The sequence below is a fragment of the Escherichia sp. KTE159 genome, assembly GCF_000408805.1.
Lineage (GTDB): Bacteria > Pseudomonadota > Gammaproteobacteria > Enterobacterales > Enterobacteriaceae > Escherichia > Escherichia marmotae.
Genome location: NZ_KE137292.1, coordinates 2,805,372 through 2,831,912, shown reverse-complemented (window position 1 = coordinate 2,831,912; position 26,541 = coordinate 2,805,372). Strand labels below are relative to the sequence as shown.

The window sequence follows — 26,541 nt, the reverse complement described above, 5'->3', positions numbered from 1 at the left end:
AACCAATTGACAATTTCCATATAAAGCAGAAGGGAGTGATAAAGTTTTATTGGTGACTATTAAATATCAAGATTGTTTTCTGGTTGATTATTTCTGCAGGTGGCAGTGGAATTAAAACAGACCAGATTGCATTTATTGGTACATATATTTTCAAGGAAACTATTACCAAATAAAAAATAATTATTGGGATTATCACGTGATGAATCGGTTGCACATATGCCAGAGAGCACTTCCGTCCGGCCATCCTTCATTTTTGTAGCGTACATTTTGCTCAGTGAAAGGGCTGATGGAGAGACAAGCATCAGGCCCTTTTGGCCATACTCGCGGGTAAGGAGATGCCTCGCAGAAAGGCACCTCCGGCAACCAACAGTCCACTTCAGATTCAGAGTGGTTTATTAATCGCGTCATAAAGATGGTTTAAAGTTTTTAATCGCTGTTTGTATGCTTTTCTCAGGCAGATTGTATCGCTACCACACCGGCGTCGTTCAGCCAGCCACAGTACCTGTGAGTCATGCAGTTCCCCGGCGGCTCCCATCGCGTAAAGTCCATGAAGGAATTGATATTTAACACTCAACTCCACGTCCAAATCATTCAGGCTATGTGATGAACAAATTGCTTTTTCATCCGCACTGTGGGACTGCCGACAATCAAAACTGGCCGCCGTGGCAGAGAACGCCGGGAGAGTGATGATGAGAAATGCGGTAAGAATATTTTTCACTGGCTTAGCCTCCCGGGACGAATAACGGGTCCCGGAGCCATGGTCAGGGTTTTGTTGTTCAACAATCTGAACCCTATAGCCTCTCCGGTTTTCACTGACAATTCACATGCGTAGTGAAAAGTCGTCCAGTTAATCCCCCGACGGTACTGACCATTGCCCGTCAGGAGCGCAGGTGAGACCAGGCGCTGCATATTATGTTTTCCCTGATCGAGAATAACCTTATCTACGTCGGTGTACTGCTTCTGTAGTTCTTTCAGTGCCAGCGGTCGGCAAATAAATTCGGCTACGCGTTGAGCTTCAGTCCAGTTTGTATAGGCAAAATTACGGTCATTCTTCCCTTTTACCTCACGATGAATGACGTTATTCAGATGTTCTACCTGGGCAGGATTCAACGAGACATTCGTTGCAAATGCAAATCCGGTATACATACAGGATATAGCGGTAATAACAACCAAACGCTTAAAAGTCATAAATACTCCGTTATGCATAAGATCCTACATTTACTGTGCTATTACAATGTATGAATATAAGTTCAAGGAATAGTCAATATGCTGCGCTGCGTCAATATTTTATGGTTAATCAGGCTATTCGGGTGTAGGCCTGAATATGCTGTAATGCAAATTTGCGCTTACCTAAAATAAAATCTCTTCCGCCAATGGTGAGGCCTGTAGAAACTGGGATGGTCTGAGTGTTGGATAAGGATGGCGGTGAATACTTATGAATCAGTAAGGCAAAGTCAGCGGGGCTATCAGAATAACTTTGCCAGTAGGATGAAGCCAGGTAAGTCAACGTTTCGCACGATGTACCGCCTGTCTGTTAACAGGTTGTGTGGGTAAGGAAAAAATAAAAGCACATAATAAAAATACAATTAGGAATATTTATAAAGACGTTTTTAATTGCTTGATATCGCTGTGCTTATTTTTATTGTTTGGCAACATTCCCATTGTTTTTTATTCTCAATATATTGATCTGTATTGTTTTTTTGATTTCGCAATTGCCTTAGTATCCGGTTAAAGAAGTATTATTATTAATTTGACTTTAACTGAATTGCGTGAGGGGATTATGAGTGACAGTTTCCAGCGGGAGATACCAAAGGCTCGTATTAATCTGAAATTAGAACTGCATACAGGGGGGGCGAGTAAAAAAACAGAATTACCCCTGAAGTTACTGGTTGCGGGTGATTTTAGTAATGGTCAGGAATCCGCGCCATTATCTGAGCGTAAAAAAGTTAATCTTAACAAAAATAATTTTGATGCAGTCCTTTCAGACTATTCCCCAAAAGTAAATCTTATCGTTAATAACACACTTGCTGATGACGGTAGCGAAGACAGCATCAGGTTGACATTTCAGAGCATAAAGGATTTCTCCCCGGAACAGGTATCCCGACAAATACCTCAGCTAAAAGCCATGCTTTCCATGCGTAATTTACTTCGTGATTTAAAAGCGAACCTTCTGGATAACCAGACGTTCCGTAAAGAACTGGAAAACATTTTGCTGGACCCGGCATTAAGTGCAGAACTCAAAGCAGAACTTTCAGCTTTGGCACCTAAACAGCCGTAACGGTCACGACGATTTAATGGATTAATAAGGAAAATGTTGACGTCTGTAAAAAATGAGAATGCCGCTGGTGGCGAGCCGATTGCCGCACAATCAGGGGGAACGTCAGGGAGTGATAATTAACAGAATATCACTGTGAGCGCCTGCATGTATTGGTGTGTATAAAGCAACAAACATCGTCGAAAATGGCGAGAAATACAGCACGCAAATTACGTGTAGCAACGGCCAGAAATTTACCGTAGCCAGAAAAAGAAAAAGCCCCGCTTTTCAGCGAGGCCTTATGAATAGTGGTGCCCGGACTCGGGAACTTTCAGTTACCTACCAATTTGATTTCCATCAAAAATTCTTCTGCTATCTATTGTCAAGACCCGGAGGTTGACCCTTACTTTCTCTTTTGAATCATGATAGTAGATCAAAATACGTAGAAAAACGCTTGGTTCGATCCTCCGGTACGATTCCCTCTAAATTTATCGTAATGACATCTGCGTTACACGTGTTGTATACTTAATATCCACAGAAACATAAGAGGACAACACCATGCCAGCCGCAAACAGTATGGCGATGAAACGCGAAACCCTGAATCTGCGCATCAGGCCCGCCGAGCGCGATCTTATCGATCGGGCTGCGAAAGCCAGAGGAAAAAACCGCACTGACTTTGTGCTGGAGGCCGCCCGCGCCGCGGCGGAAGAGGCGCTGATCGAGCAGCGTATCATTATGGCCGATCCGGAGGCTTATCAGACGTTTCTTACCCGCCTTGATCAGGCTCCAGCGCCAAACCCCGCGCTGCGTAAAACTATGCAGACCCCTGCGCCGTGGGAGCAGGAAAAATGATCTCCGCTCCTGAGCCGCTTCACGCCGGGCATATTCTTACCCCGTTTTGCTGTGGCGTGGATTCTATGGATAACTGGCTGAAACAACGGGCGATGAAAAATCAGGTCACTGGCGCATCCCGTACCTTTGTATGTTGCGGCAGTGATTCTAAGGTACTGGCGTATTACTCGCTGGCATCCAGTGCAGTGATGACAAACACTGCCCCCGGCCGCTTTCGCCGTAATATGCCCGATCCGATCCCGGTTGTGGTATTGGGGCGTCTGGCGGTGGATCAGTCTATACATGGGCAGGGTGTTGGTCGGGCGCTGGTACGTGACGCCGGGCTGCGGGTGATTCAGGTGGCTGAAACTATCGGTATTCGCGGGATGCTGGTTCATGCGCTGTCTGATGAGGCGCGGGATTTCTATCTGCGGGTGGGGTTTGAGCCGTCACCGATGGATCCGATGATGTTGCTGGTGACGTTGGGGGATTTGGTTCATGCTTAATTGGTATTATTTGGAGTCAATAAGATGATAGTTTTATGAATCAAATCATCAATTACATATTGTTGTCCGGCATGTCCGATGTCTGAACCCATAGATATATTTAGTGGTTAATGCGAAATAAAATAATAGCTACACACAACCTCAAACATCATTTTAACGCTTGAGGTTTGATTGTAATTCAAAAGTCAAAAATTAATTTCATTCGGGGAAAAAGGTTAGAAAAAAAGACACAAAAAGCTAGTGGAATAAAAAATATAACACACAATAAATATTGGTGAGTTTTTCAATACTGGTTTAATTGATTTTCTATATTCCTCAACTAGTCCGGGATCGTATAGCCTGGCCTTCCTGGAGTCTCCTGTTTAGACTGGTACTGTTTTCAGGGAGGAGATCAATCCGCATTTTTCCCCGCAACAGAATCCTTTTTAGACCAGTGTATTAAGGCGAAATGACAATTCCTTTGTTTCCCCCGTATTTTCTACTTCATTATGAATAATTCGAGAGAAGGGAGCCGTAGAGGAGCGTAGAAAGACCGTAGCTGTGAGGTAAGGAAAAGGCACATCAGAGGGGGTTGAGGTGTCTAAAAGTAACGGACATCTGCGAAAATGGCGAGAAATACCGCACGCAAATAACATGTTGCAACGGCCAGAAATTTACCGTAGCCAGAAAAAGAAAAAGCCCCGCTTTTCAGCGAGGCCTTATGAATAGTGGTGCCCGGACTCGGAATCGAACCAAGGACACGGGGATTTTCAATCCCCTGCTCTACCGACTGAGCTATCCGGGCAACGGGGCGCATTAAACCTGATTCGCCTCGTCTCGTCAATTAAATTTCTTCAATTTATAGCAGACTGCACAATCTATCATCACTTTGCCGTTACTACACGCATCATCAGACAAACCAGGTGCTCCAGGCGGCGGAAAGAGGCATTGCCAGAAGTAGTGCTGGAAGCATGTTGACCACCGGAAATAGTTTAATGCCGCAGATGCGTAAGCCGGTTGCTAGCAGCAGCAAACCACCTACGGCGCTGAAGTCTGCCATCATCGATGGTGTTGTCAGCGGTAATATCAGCGCAGCAACCCAGGCCAGCGTTAACTGGATGATCAGCAATGGAATACTAATCACCGATACCGCAATGCCAAGTGAACAGGCGAAGATCATCGCGGTAAAGAAATCCAGAAATGACTTGGCGATTAAAATGCTCGGATCGCCGGTCATCCCTTCATTCATCGCGCCGAAGATCCCGGTGCCACTGGCACAAAACAGGACAATAATCGCGACAAAATTCTGAATAAAAGATTCATGCGCTGGCTTTTTACGCGAGTGACGAAACAAATTTTGCGCTTTAGCGACTGCGGTATTAACACCTTTTTCCAACAAACAAATTTCACCAATTAATGCACCGAGTAGCGTCGCTAAAACCATCGCCGGAAGGTTGGCGCATTTCACCACCAGTAAAATACCAATTCCCAACGATGCCAGACCAAAAATGGATGTCATAGAGACACGGATCCGTTCCGGTAAGCGTTGACTAAGCAGTGCGCCGAGGACGCCACCCAGTAATACTGCACTAGCGTTGATAAAAGGGCCGATGACCACAAGAGTTCCTGTTAATTGTGTTGTTTGATGTTTTTATTATGAACTTTTTGTCCCGCCGATTGCTTGTCTGACCGCAAAGTCCTGGCTTGCACGCTCTGGTGAAAGGTGCCATGATTGCGCGAATTTTCTCCTTGTTGTACGGAGTTTGCCCGATGCACGCCACCTCCTTACATTCTCTTGTTTATCGCCGTTTTGCGCGAAACGCTTCCCTTTCCATATTACTGCTCATGCGGTGAAGTTAACGCACGCTCACTGTAGGACAACAGTAAAATCAGAGCCATTCTGCTTTTACTGATGTCTGGCGGTCGGAGCTGGTGACCAGTTTGACCCACATCTCATGCGGCAGGTTTTTACACCTTGCCCGGTATTTTTACCTCCCCGAAACGGGTTTTACATTTATGAAATCAATGAGTATTGCCGCCAGTAGTGAACTGGTTTCCCGAATTTCTACCCATCGTCGCGTGGTGGCGCTGGAAGATACTGATTTTACGGACGTCGCGGCAGTCGTCATTACCGCTGCGGATAGCCGCAGTGGCATTCTTGCGTTACTTAAACGCACTGGTTTTCATCTACCGGTGTTTTTGTATTCCGAACAGATTGTTGAATTGCCTGCGGGCGTCGCGGCGGTAATCAATGGCAACGAGCAGCAGTGGCTGGAGCTGGAATCTGCAGCCTGCCAGTACGAAGAGAACGTGTTGCCGCCGTTTTATGACACGCTGACGCAATATGTTGAGATGGGCAACAGCACTTTTGCTTGCCCGGGTCATCAACATGGCGCGTTCTTTAAAAAGCATCCTGCGGGGCGTCATTTTTACAATTTCTTCGGTGAGAACGTTTTTCGTGCCGATATGTGCAACGCCGATGTGAAACTGGGCGATCTGCTTATTCATGAAGGCTCAGCGAAGGATGCGCAGAAGTTTGCGGCCAAAGTGTTTCATGCTGATAAAACCTATTTTGTGCTTAACGGCACTTCGGCAGCAAACAAAGTGGTTACCAATGCGCTGTTAACGCGTGGCGATCTGGTACTGTTCGATCGTAACAATCATAAGTCGAATCATCACGGTGCATTGATTCAGGCTGGGGCGACGCCGGTGTATCTGGAAGCCGCGCGTAACCCGTTCGGTTTTATCGGCGGTATTGATGCGCATTGTTTTAATGAAGACTATTTGCGCCAGCAAATTCGTGAAGTGGCACCAGAAAAAGCCGAACTACCGCGCCCGTTTCGCCTGGCAATTATTCAGTTAGGAACTTATGACGGTACTATCTATAACGCTCGCCAGGTGATCGAGACCATTGGGCATTTGTGCGATTACATTCTGTTTGATTCCGCGTGGGTCGGTTACGAGCAGTTTATTCCGATGATGGCAGATAGCTCGCCGTTACTGTTAGAACTTAACGAAAACGATCCGGGGATCTTTGTTACCCAGTCGGTGCACAAACAGCAGGCGGGATTCTCGCAGACTTCGCAGATCCACAAAAAAGATAACCATATTCGCGGGCAGGCGCGCTTTTGCCCGCATAAGCGGTTGAATAATGCCTTTATGCTCCACGCCTCCACCAGTCCGTTCTATCCGCTGTTTGCTGCGCTGGACGTTAACGCCAAAATCCATGAAGGGGAGAGCGGTCGTCGACTGTGGGCGGAGTGTGTTGAGTTGGGCATTGAAGCGCGCAAGGCGATTCTTGCACGCTGTAAGCTGTTTCGCCCGTTTATCCCGCCCGTTGTTGGTGGCAAATTGTGGCAGGATTATCCGACGTCAGTATTGGCCAGCGACCGTCGCTTCTTCAGTTTTGAACCGGGGGCGAATTGGCACGGCTTTGAGGGATATGCCGCAGATCAGTATTTTGTTGATCCGTGCAAGCTGCTACTGACCACGCCCGGTATCGATGCCGAAACCGGTGAATATAGCGACTTTGGTATTCCTGCGACGATTCTGGCGCACTATCTGCGTGAGAATGGCATTGTGCCGGAAAAGTGCGATCTCAACTCTATTCTGTTCTTATTAACCCCGGCGGAGAGCCACGAGAAGCTGGCACAACTGGTCGCAATGTTGGCACAGTTTGAACAGCATATTGAGGATGACTCGCCACTGGCTGAGGTGTTGCCGAGCGTTTATAACAAATATCCGGTGCGCTATCGCGACTATACCCTGCGCCAGTTGTGTCAGGAGATGCACGATCTGTATGTCAGTTTCGACGTCAAAGACCTGCAAAAAGCGATGTTCCGCCAACAGAGTTTCCCGCCTGTAGTGATGAATCCCCAGGATGCGCATAGCGCCTATATTCGTGGTGAAGTGGAGTTAGTGCGTATTCGTGATGCCGAAGGGCGGATTGCGGCGGAAGGCGCGCTGCCGTATCCACCTGGCGTGCTTTGCGTGGTGCCGGGGGAGGTATGGGGAGGCGCGGTACAGCGTTATTTTCTCGCACTGGAAGAAGGCGTGAATTTGTTGCCGGGGTTTTCGCCGGAGCTACAAGGTGTCTATAGCGAAACCGATGCCGACGGCATGAAACGTTTATACGGTTATGTGTTGAAGTGAGAACAAAAAAACGGGCTACCATCTGGTAGCCCGTTTTTCTTGGTGTAATTAGTGGTTAACCGTCTGTGTGCCCGCCGGGACACGAACGTGTTTGTATTTGAACATCGCCATGAACGCGAAGGCCAGAACCACGGAGTAACCTGCGAAAATCAGCCATACGGTCTGCCAGTCGGTAATGCCGTTTTGGGTATACATCTCAACCACTTTACCGCTCACAATACCGCCGAGGATACAGCCGAAGCCGTTGGTCATCATCAGGAACATCCCCTGCGCACTGGCGCGAATTGCCGGGCTAACTTCTTTTTCCACAAACACCGAACCAGAGATGTTGAAGAAGTCGAATGCGCAGCCGTAGACAATCATTGACAGCACCAGCAGTACAGTACCGAACGGAGTCGGGTCGCCGTAGGCAAACAGCGCAAAACGCAGTATCCACGCCACAATACTGATCATCATTACGTTCTTAATACCGTAGCGGCTTAAGAAGAACGGGATAGTCAGAATGAACAGCGTTTCAGAGATTTGCGAAATCGACATGATGATTGACGCATGTTGCACGATAAAGCTGCTGGCGAACATCGGATCTTTGTCGAAGCTGTGCAGGAAGGTATTACCGAACATGTTGGTAATCTGCAGTTCCGCGCCCAGCAGCATCGAGAAGATGAAGAAAATCGCCATACGCTTGTTTTTAAACAGCGCGAATGCATCAAGCCCCAGCAAAGTCGTCCAGCTCTGATTCGCTTGCTGTTTAGCAACCGGAATATACGGCAGCGTAAAGGTAAACAGCACCAGAACGGCGGAAAGGGCTGCGCCAATATACAGTTGCATGTGGCTTAGTTCGAAGCCTGACAGGCTCACCACCCACATCGCCATAATAAAACCGATGGTGCCCCAGATACGGATTGGCGGGAAATCAGTAACGATATCCAGCCCCGCGTTTTGCAGGCGATAGTAAGAGATGGTGTTGATTAACCCAAGCGTTGGCATATAGGCAAACGAGTTAATCAGGATAACGAGGAACATCGCCTCCGGCGTGGTAACTTGCGCCGCCATGAAGAGAGTAATTGCGCCGATGGTGTGACAAATGGCATATACCCATTTCGCACTTAACCATTTGTCGGCCACAATCCCCAGCAAAGCAGGCATAAAGACCGCGGCGATACCCAGTGAACTATAAACTGCGCCAATAGAAGCACCGTCGAACTTCAGGGTAACGAACATATATGAGCCGAGGGTCGTTAGCCAACTTCCCCACAGGCAGAACTGCAGAAAAGAGAGGATTTTCAGCTGCAGCTTAAGATTCATGTTAATTTCCTCACATCGTGATGCGGATGAGTGTTTTAAAAAGCACATTTGACCGTGCAAGATGATGCGATTCTATCAACTTCGCTGACTGTTTTTTTGTTATCCGTAGCAAATAATTGCAAATAATCTCAATTTGCAAGGCGAAATTGTGAAGTGTGTAACACTTTGCCTCGAAGTAATGTCAGAGGCAAAGGTGAAATTATCGACGGCGGTAAGATTTCTGCGCCATGTTCACTTTATAGAGATAGCGGCGAGATTCCGCAGAAGGATGGCGGGTCGTCAAAGTCTGATAAACATCACCTGGCGTCATGGTGTTAATAATATTAGCTGCCTGAATTTTATCATTCGAGAAAACACGTAACACGCTGCCAGCGCCGCCGTTATAGGCGGTGATGACGGCATAACGCCGCGACGTTGGGTTATCAATGCCGCCGAGATAAACATTATTCAGCATCGCCAGATATGCGGTGCCGGTATCAATGTTGCTGGCAGGATCGAACAAGAAACTGCGGCCAGGTATGCCGGATTTCCCCTGTGAGCGGAACACGTCTTTCCCGGCGGTGTGCTGTACTACCTGCATTAATCCCAGCGCATCGGAACGGCTGACCGCATACGGGTTAAATGAGGATTCGGTTTGCATAATCGCCAGAATTAATGACTCATCGACACCATATTTTCGTGACGCCTGGCGAACCATACCGAGATATTTATGCGCACGTTTATCAAGGTGGTTCGGCACCATATTAATGGTTACGCTGTAGATAATACGCAGCCCGTTGCTGCGGCTTTTGAGGCGGTTTTTCAGCAGATAATCCGCGAAATTGCTCGCGCGACCTTCCCAACGAATTGGCTGCCCGGTGTTGTCTACTACCTGACCATAAAGGAAAGGTTCTTTTGATATCGTAATATCATCAACATCGGAATAGAGATCGACCGACCCCGGATCGTCACCCATCAGTAACGTTTTGATAATTGCCCGGCGCAGGTGTGCGACAGGTTCCGTCCCGGCGATGGTTTCGATAGTGATCGTACCATCATCAAAGTTGATGTGGCTGCGGGTTTGATATTGATCGGTGTATTTCACGTAGTCCTTAGGACCGGCGATCACCACCTCTTTGAATCCCCAGATGTTTTCAATATTGTGGGCAAATTGCCCCATCAGAATATCAAAACCGTTGGTATCTTTGACCCAGGCTTCATTATAGGTATCGCCTTTTTTGGTCGTCGAACAGGAGATGAGCAACGGCGCAATCAAAGCCAGCGCGAGATATTTTTTCATCATTCCGGGTGCGTGTTGTGTTTGTTTTTATGCAAGTTGCCGGAGGCGTGCTCCGGCAATGTCTTTTTATTTTTTATCTTCCGGCGTATAGCCTTCGATATGTACCTCTTTACCTTCGAACAGGAAATTGACCATCTCCTGCTCCAGCAGCTTGCGGTGCTCAGCATTCATCATGTTAAGTTTCTTTTCGTTGATCAACATGGTTTGCTTGTGCTGCCACTGCGCCCAGGCTTCTTTGGAAATCTCGTTGTAGATGCGTTTTCCCAGTTCGCCGGGGTATAGCTGAAAATCCTGACCTTCTGCTTCACGCTGCAGGAAAGTACAAAAAATCGTTCTGCTCATAAATTATCCTCTTATCGACTCACGCGCTAAACCGGCGCGCCAGTGCGTAACTGCTGTAACAAACGCTCCACGGGAGCCGCCAGGCCAACTGACGGCGGTTGCGCTAAGTTATACCAGAGCGCATTGCCTTCATCCATGCAACCGGTGAATGACGACACGGGAAGCCACATAGGCACAATATCTAAATGGAAATGGCTGAAGGTATGACGAAACGCGGTGAGTTGCGTCAGGTGACCGGCGTTGATCTGCCGTTGCGCCAGCCATTGCCGCATACTTTCTTCATCAGCAAACTGCGGGAAGCAGTATAAACCGCCCCACAATCCACTTGGCGGACGCTGCGCCAGAAATACTTCATTTTCGTGCTGTAACAGCAGAAAGTAGCCGGTGCGCTCCGGCAGCGTCTGTTTCGGTTTTTTGCCTGGATAAAGTGACCAGCTATCATTGGCCGCGGCAATGCAGCCGTTTTGTAGCGGGCAGAGCGAACACTTTGGCTTCGAGCGCGTGCAGATCATCGCGCCTAAATCCATCATCGCCTGATTAAACCGCTCCACACCGACGGCGGGCGTCACCTGTTCGCTCAAACTCCACAGTTTATTCTCGACCTCTTTTTTCCCTGGCCAGCCGCTTACAGCATAGCAGCGCGCCAGCACGCGTTTGACGTTACCGTCGAGAATCGGAAAGTGCTTACCCAGAGAAAGTGAGAGGATCGCGCCCGCGGTGGAACGCCCGACGCCCGGTAGTGCGGCGATTTCCTCAAAGGTTTCCGGGAATTTTCCGCCGTGTAAGGTGGCAACTTGCTGTGCCGCTTTATGTAGATTGCGCGCGCGGGCGTAATAGCCAAGCCCGGTCCACAAGTGGAGAACTTCATCCAGCGGCGCATTGGCGAGATCGGTCACCGTCGGGAAGCGCGCCATAAAGCGTTCAAAATAGGGGATAACAGTCGCAACCTGAGTTTGTTGCAACATCACTTCTGAGAGCCATACTTTGTAGGGCGTCTTGTCAATTTGCCAGGGCAGGGTTTTCCGCCCGTATTTATCGTACCAGTCCAGAACCTGGGCTGAAAATTGCGACGCTTGCATGGTCACCAAATTCACAGTTGTTGGGGGCAAGATTGCAGCACAGCGACGACAGGGTGTAAACCGGAACTTTCCGCAGCCGCGGCCTTATCATGCTTGCATCCGGCAACTAACTTTGGATAATGCCCGTTTTCAGAACACTTTCACAAGCGACTAAATCTTTATGAAAAACGACGTCATCTCACCGGAATTTGATGAAAACGGCCGTCCTCTGCGCCGTATCCGTAGTTTTGTACGCCGCCAGGGGCGACTGACCAAAGGCCAGGAACATGCGCTGGAAAACTACTGGCCGGTGATGGGCGTTGAGTTCAGCGAAGATATGCTGGATTTCCCGACGCTGTTTGGCCGTGAAGCGCCGGTGACGCTTGAGATTGGTTTTGGCATGGGTGCTTCGCTGGTGGCAATGGCGAAAGAGCGTCCGGAGCAGGATTTCCTCGGCATTGAAGTGCATTCGCCGGGCGTTGGCGCTTGCCTGGCTTCCGCGCATGAAGAGGGGCTGAGCAATCTGCGCGTGATGTGTCATGACGCGGTCGAAGTGCTGCATAAAATGATTCCTGACAATTCATTGAGCATGGTTCAGCTCTTTTTCCCTGACCCGTGGCACAAAGCACGTCATAATAAACGCCGTATCGTTCAGGTGCCGTTTGCTGAACTGGTAAAAAGCAAACTGCAACTGGGGGGCGTATTCCATATGGCGACCGACTGGGAACCTTATGCGGAACATATGCTCGAAGTGATGTCTTCCATTGACGGTTATAAAAACCTGTCAGAAAGTAACGATTACGTACCGCGCCCGGAATCACGTCCGGTGACGAAATTTGAACAACGTGGTCATCGTCTTGGTCACGGAGTATGGGACTTAATGTTCGAGAGGGTGAAATAATGGCAAAGAACCGTAGCCGTCGTCTGCGTAAAAAAATGCACATCGACGAATTCCAGGAATTAGGATTTTCGGTGGCATGGCGATTCCCGGAAGGTACATCGGAAGAACAGATTGATAAAACCGTTGATGATTTTATTAACGAGGTTGTCGAACCGAACAAGCTGGCTTTTGACGGCAGTGGTTATCTGGCCTGGGAAGGTCTGATCTGCATGCAGGAAATTGGCAAATGCACCGAAGAACATCAGGCGATTGTGCGTAAGTGGCTGGAAGAGCGCAAACTGGATGAGGTACGCACCAGCGAACTTTTCGACGTTTGGTGGGACTAAGAAAGCATACGGGCGATGACAAACGCAAAACTGCCTGATGCGCTACGCTTATCAGGCCTACAATGGGTATGCAATATATTGAGGTTGCACGATTGAGTAGGCCGGATAAGGCATTTACGCCGCATCCGGCATGGACAATGCGCACTTTGTTATCAATCCGGGCCAGCAAATGCTGGCCTGATTTGTTCTTGAGGGAAGATTATGATGCGCAAAATGCTGCTGGCGGCAGCACTTTCAGTAACGGCAATGACTGCTCACGCCGACTACCAGTGCAGCGTCACACCGCGTGACGATGTGATTGTCAGCCCGCAAACCGTACAGGTGAAGGGCGAAAACGGCAATCTGGTGATCACGCCAGACGGCAATGTGATGTACAACGGCAAGCAATATTCTCTGAGTGCCGCCCAGCGCGAGCAGGCGAAGGATTATCAGGCAGAACTGCGCAGCACGTTGCCGTGGATTGATGAAGGGACTAAGAGCCGCGTTGAGAAAGCCCGCGTCGCACTGGATAAAATTATCGTTCAGGAGATGGGTGAAAGCAGTAAAATGCGCAGCCGTCTGACCAAGCTCGATGCGCAGTTGAAAGAACAGATGAATCGCATTATTGAAACGCGCAGCGATGGCCTGACGTTCCACTATAAAGCCATTGATCAGGTTCGCGCCGAAGGCCAGCAACTAGTGAATCAGGCGATGGGTGGAATTTTGCAGGACAGCATTAATGAAATGGGCGCGAAAGCGGTACTGAAAAGCGGCGGTAATCCGTTACAGAATGTGCTGGGAAGCCTGGGTGGTTTGCAATCCTCCATCCAAACCGAGTGGAAAAAGCAGGAAAAAGATTTCCAGCAGTTTGGCAAAGATGTCTGTAGCCGTGTGGTGACCCTGGAAGATAGCCGCAAAGCCCTGGTTGGGAATTTGAAATAATCCTCTATTTTAAGACGGCATAATACTTTTTTATGCCGTTTAATTCTTCGTTTTGTTACCTGCCTCTAACTTTATAGATCTCCAAAATCCATTCACGTTGTAAATTGTTTAACGTCAAATTTCCTATACAAAGCTAAGGGATAATACGTAGCGTTCACGTAACTGGAGGAATGAAATGGAGTTTTTCAGAAAGACGGCACTTGCCGCACTGGTTATGGGTTTTAGTGGTGCAGCATTAGCATTACCGAATATCACCATTTTAGCGACCGGCGGGACGATTGCCGGTGGTGGTGACTCCGCAACCAAATCTAACTACACAGCGGGTAAAGTTGGCGTAGAAAACCTGGTCAATGCGGTGCCGCAATTGAAGGACATTGCGAACGTTAAAGGCGAGCAGGTCGTTAACATCGGCTCCCAGGACATGAATGATAATGTCTGGCTGACACTGGCGAAAAAAATTAATACCGACTGCGATAAAACTGACGGCTTCGTCATTACTCACGGTACAGACACGATGGAAGAAACCGCTTACTTCCTCGATCTGACCGTAAAATGTGATAAGCCAGTAGTGATGGTCGGCGCAATGCGTCCGTCCACCTCCATGAGCGCAGACGGTCCATTCAACCTGTATAACGCGGTAGTGACCGCAGCAGATAAAGCCTCCGCTAACCGTGGCGTGCTGGTAGTGATGAACGACACCGTGCTGGATGGTCGTGACGTGACCAAAACCAACACTACCGATGTAGCGACCTTCAAGTCTGTTAACTTCGGTCCACTGGGTTACATTCACAACGGTAAAATCGACTATCAACGTACTCCGGCGCGTAAGCACACCAGCGATACGCCGTTTGATGTCTCTAAGCTGAATGAACTGCCGAAAGTTGGTATCGTTTATAACTATGCTAACGCATCCGATCTTCCGGCAAAAGCACTGGTAGATGCGGGCTATGACGGCATCGTTAGCGCCGGTGTGGGTAACGGTAACCTGTATAAAACCGTATTCGACACCCTGGCAACCGCGGCGAAAAACGGCACTGCGGTAGTGCGTTCTTCTCGCGTACCGACGGGCGCAACCACTCAGGATGCCGAAGTGGATGATGCGAAATACGGTTTCGTCGCCTCTGGTACGCTGAACCCGCAAAAAGCGCGCGTTCTGCTGCAACTGGCGCTGACGCAAACTAAAGATCCACAGCAGATCCAGCAGATTTTCAATCAGTACTAATCGCCTCGCCCCGGTATCGTGCCGGGGCTTTCTCACTTCAGACTCACGTCCATTGTCAATCATAATTATCATGATGATAATCACATGAATAAATTATTCCACGCGAGACTTTCACTGTGAAAAAACAATGGATTGTAGGTACGGCGTTGTTTGTGTTGATGTCAGGTTATGGCTGGGCCGATGGTGAACCGCCAACTGAAAATGTCTTAAAAGATCAATTCAAAAAGCAATATCACGGCATTCTCAAACTGGATGCCATCAATTTAAAAAACCTTGATGCGAAGGGGAATCAGGCCACCTGGTCTGCGGAAGGTGATGTCTCTTCTAACGATGATCTCTATACCTGGATCGGTCAGTTGGCAGATTATCAACTTCTGGAACAGACCTGGGTGAAAGATAAACCCGTAAAATTCTCAGCGATGTTAACCAGTAAAGGAACGCCCGCGTCTGGCTGGACGGTGAATTTTTACTCTTTTCAGGCAGCAGCCAGCGATAGTGGGCGGTTTGTTGATGATATCAAAACGAATAATAAGTACCTGATTGTGAATAGCGAAGATTTCAATTATCGCTTTAGTCAGCTTGAGTCAGCGCTGAATGTGCAGATGAATTCGATTTCGGGGCTGGAAAAGGAAGTGAAAGAGCTTGATAAGCAAATGGTTGCGGCACAGAAAGCGGCGAATGCTTATTGGGGAAAAGGGGCAGATGGCAAGCAAATGACTCGTGAAGACGCTTTTAAAAAAATACACCAGCAACGGGATGCGTTTAATAAACAGAATGATAGCGAGGTGTTCGCGGCTAAATATGACAAAGAGGTCTATCAACCGGCGATTGCGGCATGTCATAAACAGAGTGAAGAGTGTTATGAAGTGCCGATTCAGCAGAAACGGGATTTTGATATCAACGAGCAGCGGCGACAGACTTTTCTGCAATCACAAAAACTCAGCCGTAAATTGCAGGATGACTGGATAAAGCTTGAAAAAGGGCAATATCCGTTAACGATGAAAGTTTCGGAAATAAACAGTAAAAAAGTCGCGATTTTGATGAAGATTGACGATATCAACCAGGCTAATGAACGCTGGAAAAAAGATACCGAACAACTGCGGCGTAATGGGGTGATTAAGTAATTTTTGCGATGATGCATGGCTTGTAGCCGGATGTGGCGTTTACGCCGCATCCGGCAGAACAAGTTTACTCGGCCAGAAACAGTTCCAGCAGTGAATTTAAAAACAACTTCCCATGTTCCGTTATCTGCCAGTAATCCGCACATTCGGTGAGATAACCCTGAGCGATAGCCTCGTCTAACTGAGAGCGAATCACTTCTTCGCAAAGGCCGGTATACTGGCTAAACTCCACGCGTGGCGCGGCCTCCAGCAAACGGAAGCGATTCATAAAGAACTCGAACGGCTTATCAGCGGCTTCTACATCACGCTGGCTTTCCAGATAACGCCCCTGCATAAAACCACGCGGGTGACGCGTTTTGGTGGTACGCAGAATGCGCCCGTCCGGGAAGGTCACTTTGCCATGCGCGCCGCAGCCGATGCCGAGGTAGTCACCAAATCGCCAGTAGTTGAGATTGTGTTGGCATTGATAACCCGGTTTGGCGTAAGCGGAGGTTTCATATTGCTGATAACCCGCTGCGGTTAATAACTGATGCCCCTGTTCGAAAATATCCCACAGTGCGTCGTCGTCCGGTAGCACCGGTGGCCGCGAACCAAACAACGTATTGGGTTCGATGGTCAACTGATACCAGGAAAGATGCGGCGGATTTAGTTCAATGGCCTGGCGCAGATCGCCAAGCGCCTCTTCCAGTGATTGATCAGGCAACCCGTGCATCAAATCAAGGTTAAAACTACGCAGCCCCAGCCCGCTTGCCAGATTCGCTGCCCGTTTCGCTTCTTGCGGGCCATGAATGCGTCCAAGTCGTTTCAGCTTTTCTTCGCTAAAACTCTGCACACCAATAGAGATGCGGTTCACACCGGCACGCTGATAATCAACAAAGCGATCGGCTTCTACCGTACCAGGGTTCGCTTCCATAGTAATTTCTGCATCCGCTGCCAGCGGCAAACGCGCACGCACGCCGTCCAGCAGCGTTTGCATCGCCGGGCCAGAAAGCAGGCTCGGCGTACCACCGCCAATAAATATTGTCTGCACTTCACGCCCCTGAGCATAAGCCACATCATTGTCCAGATCGTTAAGCAGATGCTGAACATAATCGTCGTGCGGCACTTCCCCTTTCAACGCGTGAGAGTTGAAATCGCAGTACGGGCATTTCTGCACACACCACGGGATGTGAATGTAGAGACTGAGCGGCGGTAACTTAACCATTACGTAGCGCGTCCAGCAGCAGTTTCAACGCCTGACCACGGTGGGAAATGGCACTCTTCTCTTCGCGAGTCAGTTCGGCAGCGGTTTTGCCTTCAGAAGGCACGAAGAAAATCGGATCATAACCAAAGCCACCAGTACCAGCAGGTTCACGGGTAATCACGCCAGTCCAGCAACCGTGGCACACCAGCGGAGTCGGATCTTCCGCATGACGCAGATACACCAGCACGCAGTGGAAACGAGCCTGGCGTTGGTCGTCCGGTACGTCTTTCAGGGTTTCCAGCAGTTTTTGCAGATTCTTTTGATCGGTTGCGTCTTCACCGGAATAACGAGCGGAGTAAATCCCCGGCGCTCCGCCAAGCGCATCAACCGCCAGACCGGAATCGTCGGCAATCGCCGGTAAACCGGTCGCTTTTGCCGCGTGGCGCGCTTTCAGGATCGCGTTTTCGATAAAGGTCAGGCCGGTCTCTTCGGCGGAATCGACGCCAAGTTCCGTTTGGGCCACGATATCAAGACCGAAGTCGCTAAGCAGCGACGCCAGCTCACGCACTTTACCGGCATTGCCGGTTGCGAGGACAACTTTTTGCATAGGATACCTAATTAATTAACGCCGCGATTTCTGGCGGGATTTGTTGCGGATTAATGATTTTAATTTGTTTGTGGCGGCCAAGTTCGCCTTTTTCAATCACCACCTGGCTTTTCGCGACCCGGAACTGCTTACCGAGAAACTTCACCAGATGGTTGTTGGCCTGGCCGTCGACCGGCGGTGCGGTAATGGCGACTTTTACTTCGTCGCCATGTAAACCGACAATAGAATCACGGCTGGCTTTCGGCTGGATATAAAGCCGTAATACCAGACCGTCATCGTTTACTGTTACGGCACTCATAACGCCATCCACAGCCCCGGCAGCAGCATGTTTCCGGTTGCCTGTAATACTTCTGCGACACCCATATTGATGACATACAGCAGCAGTACGAGGATCATTGGTGAGAAATCAATCCCTCCCATTGCCGGTAGCAGGCGGCGAATCGGACGCAGTAGCGGATCGGCAAGCTGGATCAGCACATATTCAATTGGGCTGCGACCCTGACTTACCCAGCTCATTATCGCCATCACCAGCAGTACCCAGAAGATCAGCAGGCCGATAGTTTTCAGCAGAATCAGCAAACCGGCAATCCAGATGATCGGCAGGAAGGTTACGACTTTGAACAGGACGATGGCTTTGATGAAACTCAAAATGTACGCCACCAGCAGTGAGGCGCTGTCAATCGGCCCCATTGCCGGAATAACGCGGCGCAGTGGCCCGATAATCGGCTGCGTCACCTTCACCACAAACTGTGAGAAGGGGTTATAAAAATCACAATGAGCCCACTGCATCCAGATGCGTAATAACAGCACCATGGTATACAGCTCAATGACCGTTGAAAGCAGGAAAGTCAACGTATTCATGGCGTTCCTTTAATTCCTTATTTTTTAGAGTAATCACGTGCACCAAAGATAGCAGTGCCGATGCGAACCATCGTGCTACCTGCCGCAATGGCGGCTTCCATATCATCTGACATCCCCAGAGAGAGGGTGTCGACATGCGGGTAGCGCGTTTTCAGTCCGGCAAATGCTACAGCCATTTGGCGTGCAACTTCAAACTGCCTTACATATTCTGACTCTGGCGCGGGGATCGCCATTAGCCCGCGCAGGCGTAAACGCGGTAGTTCTGCGACCGCTGCTGCCAGCTCGTCCAGCTCTGCCAGTTGAATGCCTGACTTACTGTTTTCATCGCTAATGTTGATTTGAATCAGTACGTTAAGAGGGGGAAGTTCTGCCGGACGCTGATCGTTAAGACGGATGGCGATACGCAAACGGTCGATGGTATGACACCAGTCGAAATGCTCTGCCACCAGGCGGCTTTTATTAGACTGCAACGGGCCAATAAAATGCCACTCTAATCCTGTTACGCCCAGTTCCTGAAAGTGGCGAATTTTATCTACCCCTTCCTGAACATAGTTTTCACCAAATTGACGCTGCCCGGCGTCGATGGCTTCTGCGATGGCGCTCGCAGGTTTTGTTTTACTGACTGCAAGCAGCGTAATTTCTTCTGGAGAACGGCCGCAACGCGTTGCAGCCGTTGAGATTTTGTCCCGAACCTGTGCCAGGTTATGCGCAATATCGTTCATTTTCCGAGGATCTTAGTATGAATATGGAAGAAATTGTGACCCTTAGTGTAAAGCATAACGTCTCGGATCTACACCTGTGCAGCGCCTGGCCAGCACGATGGCGCATTCGAGGGAGAATGGAGGTCGCGCCGTTTGACGCGCCAGACGTCGAAGAGTTGTTGCGGGAGTGGCTGGATGACGATCAACGGGCGATATTGCTTGAGAATGGCCAGCTTGATTTTGCGGTATCGCTGGCTGAAAACCAGCGGCTACGAGGCAGTGCGTTTGCGCAGCGGCAAGGCATTTCTCTGGCGTTACGGTTGTTACCTGCGCATTGCCCGCAGCTCGAACAACTTGGCGCGCCGCCGGTATTGCCGGAATTACTCAATAGCGAGAATGGCCTGATTCTGGTGACGGGAGCGACGGGGAGCGGCAAATCGACCACACTGGCGGCGATGGTTGGTTATCTCAATCAACATGCCGATGCGCATATTCTGACGCTGGAAGATCCTGTTGAATATCTCTATGCCAGCCAGCGATGCTTGATCCAGCAGCGAGAGATTGGTTTGCACTGTATGACGTTTGCATCGGGATTACGTGCGGCATTGCGGGAAGATCCCGATGTGATATTGCTCGGAGAGCTGCGTGATAGCGAGACAATCCGTCTGGCGCTGACGGCGGCAGAAACCGGGCATCTGGTGCTGGCAACCTTACATACGCGCGGTGCAGCGCAGGCGGTCGAGCGGCTGGTAGATTCATTTCCGGCACAGGAAAAAGATCCCGTGCGTAATCAACTGGCCGGTAGTTTGCGGGCGGTGTTGTCACAAAAGCTGGAAGTGGATAAGCAGGAAGGGCGCGTGGCGCTGTTTGAATTGTTGATTAACACGCCAGCGGTGGGGAATTTGATACGCGAAGGGAAAACCCACCAGTTGCCACATGTTATTCAAACCGGGCAGCAGGTGGGGATGTTAACTTTTCAGCAGAGTTATCAGCAGCGGGTGAAAGAAGGGCGCTTGTGAGGCTAAAGCGGCTGATTAGCATCGTAAATATGCCTGATGCGACGCTGACGCGTCTTATCAGACCTACAATCGCTGCCAAATGTAGGCCGGATAAGGCGTTTACGCCGCATCCGGCAAGACGGGCGATGACGCTATCTACAATTTGCCAGGCTTGCAAACCGCCTTAATATCCCTGCTCAAAATAACTTTCGAGAATGATAACCGCAGAGGCAGAGTCGACTTTGCCTTTGTTGAGCGCCCGATAACCGCCCTGTTCAAACAGGTCGGAACGCGCTTCCACGGTGCTAAGACGTTCGTCATGTAGCTTTACTTCAACACCGAAACGACCATGAATACGGTTGGCGAATTTACGCGCCCGGGCGGTTAGCGGTTGTTCGGTGCCGTCCATGTTCAGCGGCAAACCGACGATGATTTCGTCTGGCTGCCACTCTTTCAACAAACGCTCGATAATATTCCAGTCCGGCGTACCGTCCTGCGCTTTAATCGCAGGCAAAGGGCGAGCGGTGCCAGTAATGCGTTGACCAACCGCTACGCCAATGCTTTTGGTGCCGAAGTCGAAAGCAAGTAAAGTCCCGCTCATCAGGCGTGTCCCGCCACATCAGGCATGGTAAGAATATCAACACCAATCAGCCTTGCCGCATCGCGCCAGCGGTCGGCTATCGGTGTTTTGAACAGAATATTCAGATCTGCCGGAGCGGTTAGCCAGGCGTTGTCGAGAATTTCTTGTTCCAGTTGGCCTTTATCCCAGGAGGAGTAACCCAACGCAACCATCACGTCAGAGGGTTGTTTATCGGTGCCGAGCGTTTCCAACACATCACGGGAAGTGGTCATCACCGTGTTGTCTGAAATGCGAATACTGGAAGTAAAATTTGATGGTGGAGTATGCAAAATAAACCCACGATCTTCAGCCAGTGGGCCACCGAGCATAACAGGCTTGTCCAGACGGATTGACTCATCACGCGGCTCCGGCGTGATCTTTAATTTTTCCAGAATCCCTTCAATTTTAAGATTTTCCAGAGGCTTGTTAATGATAATCCCCATTGCACCCTCTGGATTATGTTCGCAAATGTAGACCACCGAACGACGGAAAATCGGATCCTGGAGAGCAGGCATGGCAATAAGAAAGTGATGCTGTAAATTCATTGTCAGAGGTTCTGTTTCCTGGTTCAAAAAAGCAACAGCGCCCAGTATGCGTGGAAAGACGGGCGCTGTCACTCATAGTCTCAACGAGATCCCTCTCGTTAAGCTGGGTTATCGTTGCTGTAAACGTGCTTCGATGGCATCCATTAGCATTCCGGTGATCGAGACCGGAAACTCTGCTTCAATCTCACGAATACAGGTTGGGCTGGTGACGTTAATTTCAGTCAGGCGGTCTCCGATAATATCCAGGCCAACAAAAATTAGCCCTTTTTCTTTCAGCGTCGGCCCTACCTGGCGGGCGATTTTCCAGTCACTTTCAGTTAGCGGACGAGGTTCGCCGCGACCACCGGCAGCCAGATTGCCACGGGTTTCGCCACCCTGCGGAATACGCGCCAGGCAGTACGGTACGGGCTCGCCATCCACCACCAGAACGCGTTTGTCGCCATCTTTAATGGCAGGCAGGTAATTTTGCGCCATACAGTAGCGAGTACCGTGCTCAGTCAGGGTTTCGGCAATCACGCCGAGGTTCGGATCGCCTTCTTTCACGCGGAAAATCGACGCGCCACCCATGCCGTCCAGCGGTTTAAGGATAATGTCGGTGTGCTTTTCCCAGAACGCTTTCAACTGTGCTTTATTACGCGTGACCAGCGTTTCTGGTGTTAAGTCAGAGAACCAGGCGGTAAACAGTTTTTCGTTACAGTCGCGCAGGCTCTGTGGCTTGTTAACGATCAACGTTCCTTTCTCTTCAGCACGTTCCAGAATATAAGTGGCGTAGATAAACTCGGTATCAAACGGCGGATCTTTACGCATCAGGATCACGTCGAGATCGGCCAGTTGCAGATCCTGCTCACCCGTGAACTCGTACCATTTATCGTAGTTCTGTTCGACGCTCAAAGTACGGGTACGAGCGCGAGCCTCACCATTGATCAAATAGAGATCGCCCATCTCCATATAGTGAAGTTCGTAACCACGACGTTGTGCTTCCAGCAACATAGCGAAACTGGAATCTTTCTTGATGTTGATGCTTGCGATGGGGTCCATCACGATGCCGAGCTTGATCATTATTTTTCTCCGTTAGCCCAGATCACCAAAACGTACTTGTAGCGCAGTTATGGCGGTGAGCGCAGTTGTCTCTGTACGCAAAACGCGAGGTCCCAGCAGGATATCAGTAAATTGATAGCGGGCAGTCATGGCAATTTCATCTGCTGATAATCCGCCTTCCGGGCCAATCAGCAGGCGGATGCGTTCGACCGGCAACGGCAGCGTGTTAATGCTGTTACTGGCGCGCGGGTGAAGATTCAGTTTCAGTCCTTCATCTTGCTCTGCACACCAGGCTTCCAGATCCATTGCAGGACGGATCTCCGGCACCCGGTTACGACCACACTGCTCGCAGGCGGCAATCGCAATTTTCTGCCACTGCTGGAGCTTCTTGTTCAGACGTTCGCTATCCAGTTTAACGCCGCAGCGTTCAGAAAAAAGTGGCGTAATGAGGCTTACTCCAAGCTCGATCGATTTCTGGATAGTGAATTCCATTTTTTCACCGCGTGACATTACCTGACCGAGATGAATATGCAGAGGCGATTCACGATCGTCGAGCTGACCTTCCAGCACGTTAACTTCCACGCTTTTTTTGCTGGCGCTGGTAATCTCTGCGTCAAAGACCTGGTTGCTACCGTCAAATAACTGTAACGCCTGACCAGGCCCCATACGCAGTACACGGCCGATATGGTTAGCGGCATCTTCGCAAAGTGCAATGTGCGAGTTGCTGATTAATGGTTCAGGATGATAAATGCGGGGGATACGCATGGTTAAAAATCCGCGTCGTCTCCCCACGCAGTTGCCTGCGTGGGGTAGGGGTTTAACAAAAAGAATCCCGCTAGTGTAGGTTAGCTCTTTTGCGCCTGGCAAGCGCGTTGCACATACGGGTTATGATTGCCTTGCACCTTTGCAATGCGTTCGTCGCGCTCGCACTCCCAATCGGTGACCGGATACATCTTGTTCCAGGCGTTAAACAGTTGCGTTTGCTGGCGTGAGAGTGTCAGGTTGTACTGGTCACGCATATAGAAATAAGTTCTGGCAATGATGCCTCGCGTATGAGCTGGTGGTTCCGCCACTTTTTCTTTGAAATCCACCTTCATGGCGCACTGTCCATACTGACCCTCGCCACCATTCCACTGACTGTACATAAAGTTGCCGCGATCGCCGTTCACTTCGCCTATCGAGGGCTGCAGGTTATGCATATCGCTTTCCATTTTGCGATAAACCGGATCTTTGGCGCAGTTTTTACGTCCGCCGTCTTGCCAGCATTGACGCTGGTGGCCGAACTGCCAGGCGGGAACCACGTGTTCCCACTCCACACGACTGGCGCGATTTTCATTTTTGCGTACCTGATATCCGCATGACTCCAGATCCACAACGCCTTTTTTACCCTGCCAGTTGATTTTACAGCCGCAGTAAAATGTTCCCGGTGCGTCAGCATAGACTTTTACTGCCGCATTTTTCGCCTGGGAAAAACTATTGATGCCTTCGGCCAATACCTGGCCGGAAAATGCTGCGCTCAGTATCACCGCAGCAACAGACAAATAACGGTACATCATTTACTCCGTGTTAAAACGAGCCAGCAACGTAGCGAAAGTTGTTTTACTATGCAATCAGCCAGATCAGGAAAGTTCCTGATAGTTCAGGTGGTTATTTCGCAACCAGTTGTTCGCCGCAATGAACGCAGCGATAGACGGCCTCTCCACGCACCACACGGTTATGGCGGCGCACGGTAAGCTGATGCTCCTGGCATTTACAGCGGTAGGGGAAGGTGTTGCGGCGTACGGATTGTAGCTCAAATTGATGCGTGCGGCGGGCGGGAACACCCAGCACACTTTCCATCATCCATTTCCACTCTTTGCCATGCGGTGCCACGCGACCAAAGTGTTTCCACACCAGTAAATGCGCCAGCTCGTGCGGTACGACTTCTTCTATAAAAGCTTCGCTGTTTTCCATCAACAGCACCGGATTGAGACGAATTTCATAGCTGTCCAGCCAGGCAGTACCGGCGGATGTACCACGCTGGGTGTAAGCGATTTTTGGCTCCGGGTAATTACGCTCCAGCTTCAGGTTGGCCTGGGCGAGTTTTTCCCGCAGACGACGCATAACGGCCTGTTGGATGGCGATAGGGAGACGGGGCGTTTTCATAGCGGCTGAGGATAAAGCGAAGAAAAGATGACTGCAAGAGGTGGCTTCCTCCGCGACGGGAGGAAGCCAGAGACGATTAATCGTGAGCGCCGATTTCGCGCAGTTTACGACCCTTCATCAGATTACGTTCAATGTGTTCCAGCGAAACGTGTTTGGTTTCCGGCACCAGCCACAATGTCAGCAGGATAAACAACACGTTCAGAGCCGCATACACCCAGAAGGTGTTGGCGTTGCCCAGCGTGTTGAGCATAGTCAGGAACGTTGCGCCGACGATCATGTTGGCAATCCAGTTGGTGGCGGTGGAGCAGGTGATGCCAAAATCGCGGCCTTTCAGCGGCTGAATTTCAGAACACAGTACCCAAATCAACGGACCTGCGCTCATGGCAAAACCGACAATAAACATCAGCAGCATGGCAATGGCAAAATACTGCGCCGACGGTGAGTGGATACCGATATGCATCATCGTACCCAGTATGCCCATGCCAGCAGCCATTACCATGAAGCCCAGCGTCAGCGTCGGTTTCCGTCCCCAGCGGTCAACCAGACCAATAGCGATAAAGGTGGCGAGTACGTTGGTCAGACCAACGATCACTGTCCCCCACATTTGCTCGGTAGTATTGGTATAACCCGCCAGTTCGAAGATTTTGGGCGCGTAATACATGATGACGTTCATCCCGGTGAATTGCTGCATCACCTGTAACAGCACGCCAAGGAATACCGCACGACGGAAGTTGCTGTTTTCTTTAAACAGTGCCCAACCGCTCTGTTTGACCTGCAAACTTTCACGGATTTCATCCAGTTCGCGTTTCGCTTCCGCGCTGGTGTCGCGCAGGCGCAGCAGCACGCGTTCGGCATCAACAAAACGGCGTTTGGCGGCAAACCAACGTGGGCTGTCTGGCAGGAAGAAAACACCAATCAGTAGCAGAATTGCCGGGATGATAATCACACCCAGCATCCAGCGCCATGCGCCGGTGTAGCTGAAGGCGGTATCAGAAAGATAAGCGCCGAGAATGCCGATGGTAATCATCAACTGATACATCGAGATCATACTGCCACGAATTTTCTCTGGCGCAATTTCGGAGAGGTATAGTGGCGCGGTATAGGAAGCAACACCCACCGCCAGACCCAGCAGAACGCGAGAAAGAATCAGTACTTCAACGTTTGGCGCTGCGGCTGAGAACAGCGAACCAGCAACAAACAGAATAGCGCCGATCATCAGGCTCTTTTTACGTCCGAGTTTAAAAGAGAGCCAGCCGCTACCCACCGCACCGACTGCCGCACCAAACATCATGGAGCTTACGACCCATTCTTGCGTGTGCGAGGTAATCTGGAATTCATCTGCAATAAACGGCAGTGCGCCAGCAATTACACCGATATCCAGGCCAAAGAGTAATCCCGCCAGAGCGGCAAGGAAGCAGACGAAAAACGTCATTGCCTTGTTTGACCGCCCCTGTTTTTTAGCGTCAGGCATGATGCCCTCCAATATGTTATTTTTTATTGTGAATTAAGATAGGTGAGTACGACGCAAAAAGATGTGAAGCATGTCACATCAGTGTAATCGCTTACACTAACATTTATAGTGGTTATAATTTAAGTGCATGAAAACAATTGAGTTATAACATCATAGATTAAGCGAAGTTATCTGCA

General features: G+C 49.8%; 30 protein-coding genes and 1 tRNA gene. 11 read left to right on the top strand and 20 right to left on the bottom strand.

Going from position 1 to position 26,541, the window contains the following annotated elements; genetic code table 11:
- Window positions 1-382: 382 nt before the first annotated feature.
- Together A31E_RS08275 and A31E_RS08280 are read right to left on the bottom strand one after the other, a co-directional pair.
- On the bottom strand, window positions 383-718 hold the full coding sequence (locus A31E_RS08275) for a lysozyme inhibitor LprI family protein (protein WP_016249188.1): 336 nt from the start codon (window positions 716-718) through the stop codon (window positions 383-385).
- Window positions 715-1,188, bottom strand: coding sequence for a hypothetical protein (locus A31E_RS08280; RefSeq protein WP_000143249.1), 474 nt, complete (start codon window positions 1,186-1,188; stop codon window positions 715-717). The genes A31E_RS08275 and A31E_RS08280 overlap by 4 nt, the downstream gene beginning before the upstream one ends.
- Window positions 1,189-1,780: 592 nt before the next feature.
- On the opposite strand from A31E_RS08280, the gene tssB reads away from it, so the two are divergent.
- The 3 genes from tssB (at window position 1,781) to A31E_RS08295 (ending at window position 3,591) form a co-directional block, all read left to right on the top strand.
- Window positions 1,781-2,278: a type VI secretion system contractile sheath small subunit gene (tssB, locus tag A31E_RS08285; protein ID WP_016249187.1), complete on the top strand. Its 498-nt coding sequence runs from the start codon at window positions 1,781-1,783 to the stop codon at window positions 2,276-2,278.
- A gap of 534 nt (window positions 2,279-2,812) precedes the next feature.
- The gene (locus tag A31E_RS08290) at window positions 2,813-3,106 is read left to right on the top strand and encodes a type II toxin-antitoxin system TacA family antitoxin (RefSeq protein WP_016249186.1); all 294 of its coding nucleotides are present in this window, start codon (window positions 2,813-2,815) and stop codon (window positions 3,104-3,106) included.
- Entirely contained in the window at window positions 3,103-3,591 is a 489-nt protein-coding gene (locus A31E_RS08295) for a GNAT family N-acetyltransferase (RefSeq protein WP_001517064.1), read from the top strand. Before A31E_RS08290 ends, A31E_RS08295 begins: the two co-directional genes overlap by 4 nt.
- 708 nt (window positions 3,592-4,299) lie before the next feature.
- Here the strand turns inward: A31E_RS08295 and A31E_RS08300 are convergent.
- Together A31E_RS08300 and A31E_RS08305 are read right to left on the bottom strand one after the other, a co-directional pair.
- Window positions 4,300-4,375: transfer RNA gene (locus tag A31E_RS08300), tRNA-Phe, on the bottom strand.
- A 105-nt stretch (window positions 4,376-4,480) separates the two neighbouring features.
- Window positions 4,481-5,188, bottom strand: coding sequence for a DUF554 domain-containing protein (locus A31E_RS08305; RefSeq protein WP_016249185.1), 708 nt, complete (start codon window positions 5,186-5,188; stop codon window positions 4,481-4,483).
- 152 nt (window positions 5,189-5,340) lie between these two features.
- On the opposite strand from A31E_RS08305, the gene A31E_RS26260 reads away from it, so the two are divergent.
- The gene (locus A31E_RS26260; RefSeq protein ID WP_212976457.1) at window positions 5,341-5,424 is read left to right on the top strand and encodes a hypothetical protein; all 84 of its coding nucleotides are present in this window, start codon (window positions 5,341-5,343) and stop codon (window positions 5,422-5,424) included.
- A gap of 162 nt (window positions 5,425-5,586) precedes the next feature.
- On the top strand, window positions 5,587-7,722 hold the full coding sequence (gene speC, locus A31E_RS08310; RefSeq protein ID WP_000839918.1) for an ornithine decarboxylase: 2,136 nt from the start codon (window positions 5,587-5,589) through the stop codon (window positions 7,720-7,722).
- A gap of 48 nt (window positions 7,723-7,770) precedes the next feature.
- On the opposite strand, the gene nupG is transcribed toward speC, so the two are convergent.
- The 4 genes from nupG to mutY form a co-directional block, all read right to left on the bottom strand.
- Window positions 7,771-9,027, bottom strand: a complete 1,257-nt coding sequence (gene nupG, locus A31E_RS08315; RefSeq protein ID WP_001517062.1) for a nucleoside permease NupG — start codon at window positions 9,025-9,027, stop codon at window positions 7,771-7,773.
- Window positions 9,028-9,226: 199 nt separating this feature from the next.
- Window positions 9,227-10,306 carry a membrane-bound lytic murein transglycosylase MltC gene (mltC, locus tag A31E_RS08320; RefSeq protein ID WP_001517061.1) on the bottom strand — a complete coding sequence of 360 codons (1,080 nt, stop codon included), beginning with the start codon at window positions 10,304-10,306 and terminating at the stop codon, window positions 9,227-9,229.
- Between the two features lie 66 nt (window positions 10,307-10,372).
- On the bottom strand, window positions 10,373-10,648 hold the full coding sequence (locus A31E_RS08325) for an oxidative damage protection protein (RefSeq protein ID WP_000091700.1): 276 nt from the start codon (window positions 10,646-10,648) through the stop codon (window positions 10,373-10,375).
- 26 nt (window positions 10,649-10,674) lie between these two features.
- Window positions 10,675-11,727, bottom strand: a complete 1,053-nt coding sequence (gene mutY / locus A31E_RS08330; protein WP_001517060.1) for an A/G-specific adenine glycosylase — start codon at window positions 11,725-11,727, stop codon at window positions 10,675-10,677.
- Between the two features lie 160 nt (window positions 11,728-11,887).
- Between mutY and trmB the strand changes: the two genes are divergently transcribed.
- From trmB to A31E_RS08355, 5 genes are all read left to right on the top strand, one after another.
- Window positions 11,888-12,607, top strand: a complete 720-nt coding sequence (gene trmB, locus A31E_RS08335; RefSeq protein WP_000786922.1) for a tRNA (guanosine(46)-N7)-methyltransferase TrmB — start codon at window positions 11,888-11,890, stop codon at window positions 12,605-12,607.
- Entirely contained in the window at window positions 12,607-12,933 is a 327-nt protein-coding gene (locus tag A31E_RS08340; protein ID WP_001107572.1) for a YggL family protein, read from the top strand. The genes trmB and A31E_RS08340 overlap by 1 nt, the downstream gene beginning before the upstream one ends.
- A gap of 201 nt (window positions 12,934-13,134) precedes the next feature.
- Window positions 13,135-13,854, top strand: coding sequence for a YggN family protein (locus tag A31E_RS08345; RefSeq protein ID WP_000984801.1), 720 nt, complete (start codon window positions 13,135-13,137; stop codon window positions 13,852-13,854).
- Window positions 13,855-14,029: 175 nt separating this feature from the next.
- Window positions 14,030-15,076, top strand: a complete 1,047-nt coding sequence (gene ansB, locus A31E_RS08350; RefSeq protein WP_000394192.1) for an L-asparaginase 2 — start codon at window positions 14,030-14,032, stop codon at window positions 15,074-15,076.
- 116 nt (window positions 15,077-15,192) lie between these two features.
- Window positions 15,193-16,200 (top strand): DUF1202 family protein, encoded by a 1,008-nt coding sequence (locus A31E_RS08355; protein WP_000745199.1) that lies wholly within the window; start codon window positions 15,193-15,195, stop codon window positions 16,198-16,200.
- Window positions 16,201-16,264: 64 nt separating this feature from the next.
- Here A31E_RS08355 and hemW read toward each other — a convergent pair whose 3' ends face one another.
- From hemW to yggS, 5 genes are read right to left on the bottom strand one after another with little or no spacing between them, the layout of a single operon-like run.
- Window positions 16,265-17,401 carry a radical SAM family heme chaperone HemW gene (gene hemW / locus A31E_RS08360; protein ID WP_000239972.1) on the bottom strand — a complete coding sequence of 379 codons (1,137 nt, stop codon included), beginning with the start codon at window positions 17,399-17,401 and terminating at the stop codon, window positions 16,265-16,267.
- Window positions 17,394-17,987 (bottom strand): XTP/dITP diphosphatase, encoded by a 594-nt coding sequence (locus A31E_RS08365; protein ID WP_016249184.1) that lies wholly within the window; start codon window positions 17,985-17,987, stop codon window positions 17,394-17,396. Before A31E_RS08365 ends, hemW begins: the two co-directional genes overlap by 8 nt.
- Before the next feature lie 7 nt (window positions 17,988-17,994).
- Window positions 17,995-18,285 (bottom strand): DUF167 family protein YggU, encoded by a 291-nt coding sequence (gene yggU / locus A31E_RS08370; RefSeq protein ID WP_001277217.1) that lies wholly within the window; start codon window positions 18,283-18,285, stop codon window positions 17,995-17,997.
- Complete coding sequence (gene yggT / locus A31E_RS08375; RefSeq protein ID WP_001094831.1) at window positions 18,282-18,848, bottom strand: osmotic shock tolerance protein YggT; 567 nt, start codon at window positions 18,846-18,848, stop codon at window positions 18,282-18,284. The genes yggU and yggT overlap by 4 nt, the downstream gene beginning before the upstream one ends.
- A 17-nt stretch (window positions 18,849-18,865) precedes the next feature.
- Entirely contained in the window at window positions 18,866-19,570 is a 705-nt protein-coding gene (gene yggS / locus A31E_RS08380; protein ID WP_016249183.1) for a pyridoxal phosphate homeostasis protein, read from the bottom strand.
- Between the two features lie 17 nt (window positions 19,571-19,587).
- Here yggS and A31E_RS08385 point away from each other — a divergent pair, with 17 nt between their 5' ends.
- Window positions 19,588-20,568 (top strand): PilT/PilU family type 4a pilus ATPase, encoded by a 981-nt coding sequence (locus A31E_RS08385; RefSeq protein WP_001517057.1) that lies wholly within the window; start codon window positions 19,588-19,590, stop codon window positions 20,566-20,568.
- 163 nt (window positions 20,569-20,731) lie between these two features.
- On the opposite strand, the gene ruvX is transcribed toward A31E_RS08385, so the two are convergent.
- From ruvX to galP, 7 genes are all read right to left on the bottom strand, one after another.
- A complete protein-coding gene (gene ruvX, locus A31E_RS08390) occupies window positions 20,732-21,148 on the bottom strand; it encodes a Holliday junction resolvase RuvX (protein ID WP_016249182.1) in 417 nt (138 codons plus the stop codon).
- Window positions 21,148-21,711, bottom strand: a complete 564-nt coding sequence (locus A31E_RS08395; RefSeq protein WP_010378695.1) for a YqgE/AlgH family protein — start codon at window positions 21,709-21,711, stop codon at window positions 21,148-21,150. The genes ruvX and A31E_RS08395 overlap by 1 nt, the downstream gene beginning before the upstream one ends.
- Window positions 21,712-21,819: 108 nt before the next feature.
- Window positions 21,820-22,770: a glutathione synthase gene (gene gshB / locus A31E_RS08400; protein WP_000593301.1), complete on the bottom strand. Its 951-nt coding sequence runs from the start codon at window positions 22,768-22,770 to the stop codon at window positions 21,820-21,822.
- Window positions 22,771-22,782: 12 nt separating this feature from the next.
- Window positions 22,783-23,514: a 16S rRNA (uracil(1498)-N(3))-methyltransferase gene (gene rsmE / locus A31E_RS08405; RefSeq protein WP_001517055.1), complete on the bottom strand. Its 732-nt coding sequence runs from the start codon at window positions 23,512-23,514 to the stop codon at window positions 22,783-22,785.
- An 80-nt stretch (window positions 23,515-23,594) separates the two neighbouring features.
- A complete protein-coding gene (gene endA, locus A31E_RS08410) occupies window positions 23,595-24,302 on the bottom strand; it encodes a deoxyribonuclease I (RefSeq protein ID WP_000286521.1) in 708 nt (235 codons plus the stop codon).
- Between the two features lie 94 nt (window positions 24,303-24,396).
- On the bottom strand, window positions 24,397-24,894 hold the full coding sequence (locus A31E_RS08415; protein WP_000856773.1) for a SprT family zinc-dependent metalloprotease: 498 nt from the start codon (window positions 24,892-24,894) through the stop codon (window positions 24,397-24,399).
- Window positions 24,895-24,970: 76 nt separating this feature from the next.
- Window positions 24,971-26,365, bottom strand: coding sequence for a galactose/proton symporter (gene galP / locus A31E_RS08420; protein ID WP_001517053.1), 1,395 nt, complete (start codon window positions 26,363-26,365; stop codon window positions 24,971-24,973).
- Window positions 26,366-26,541 lie beyond the last annotated feature (176 nt).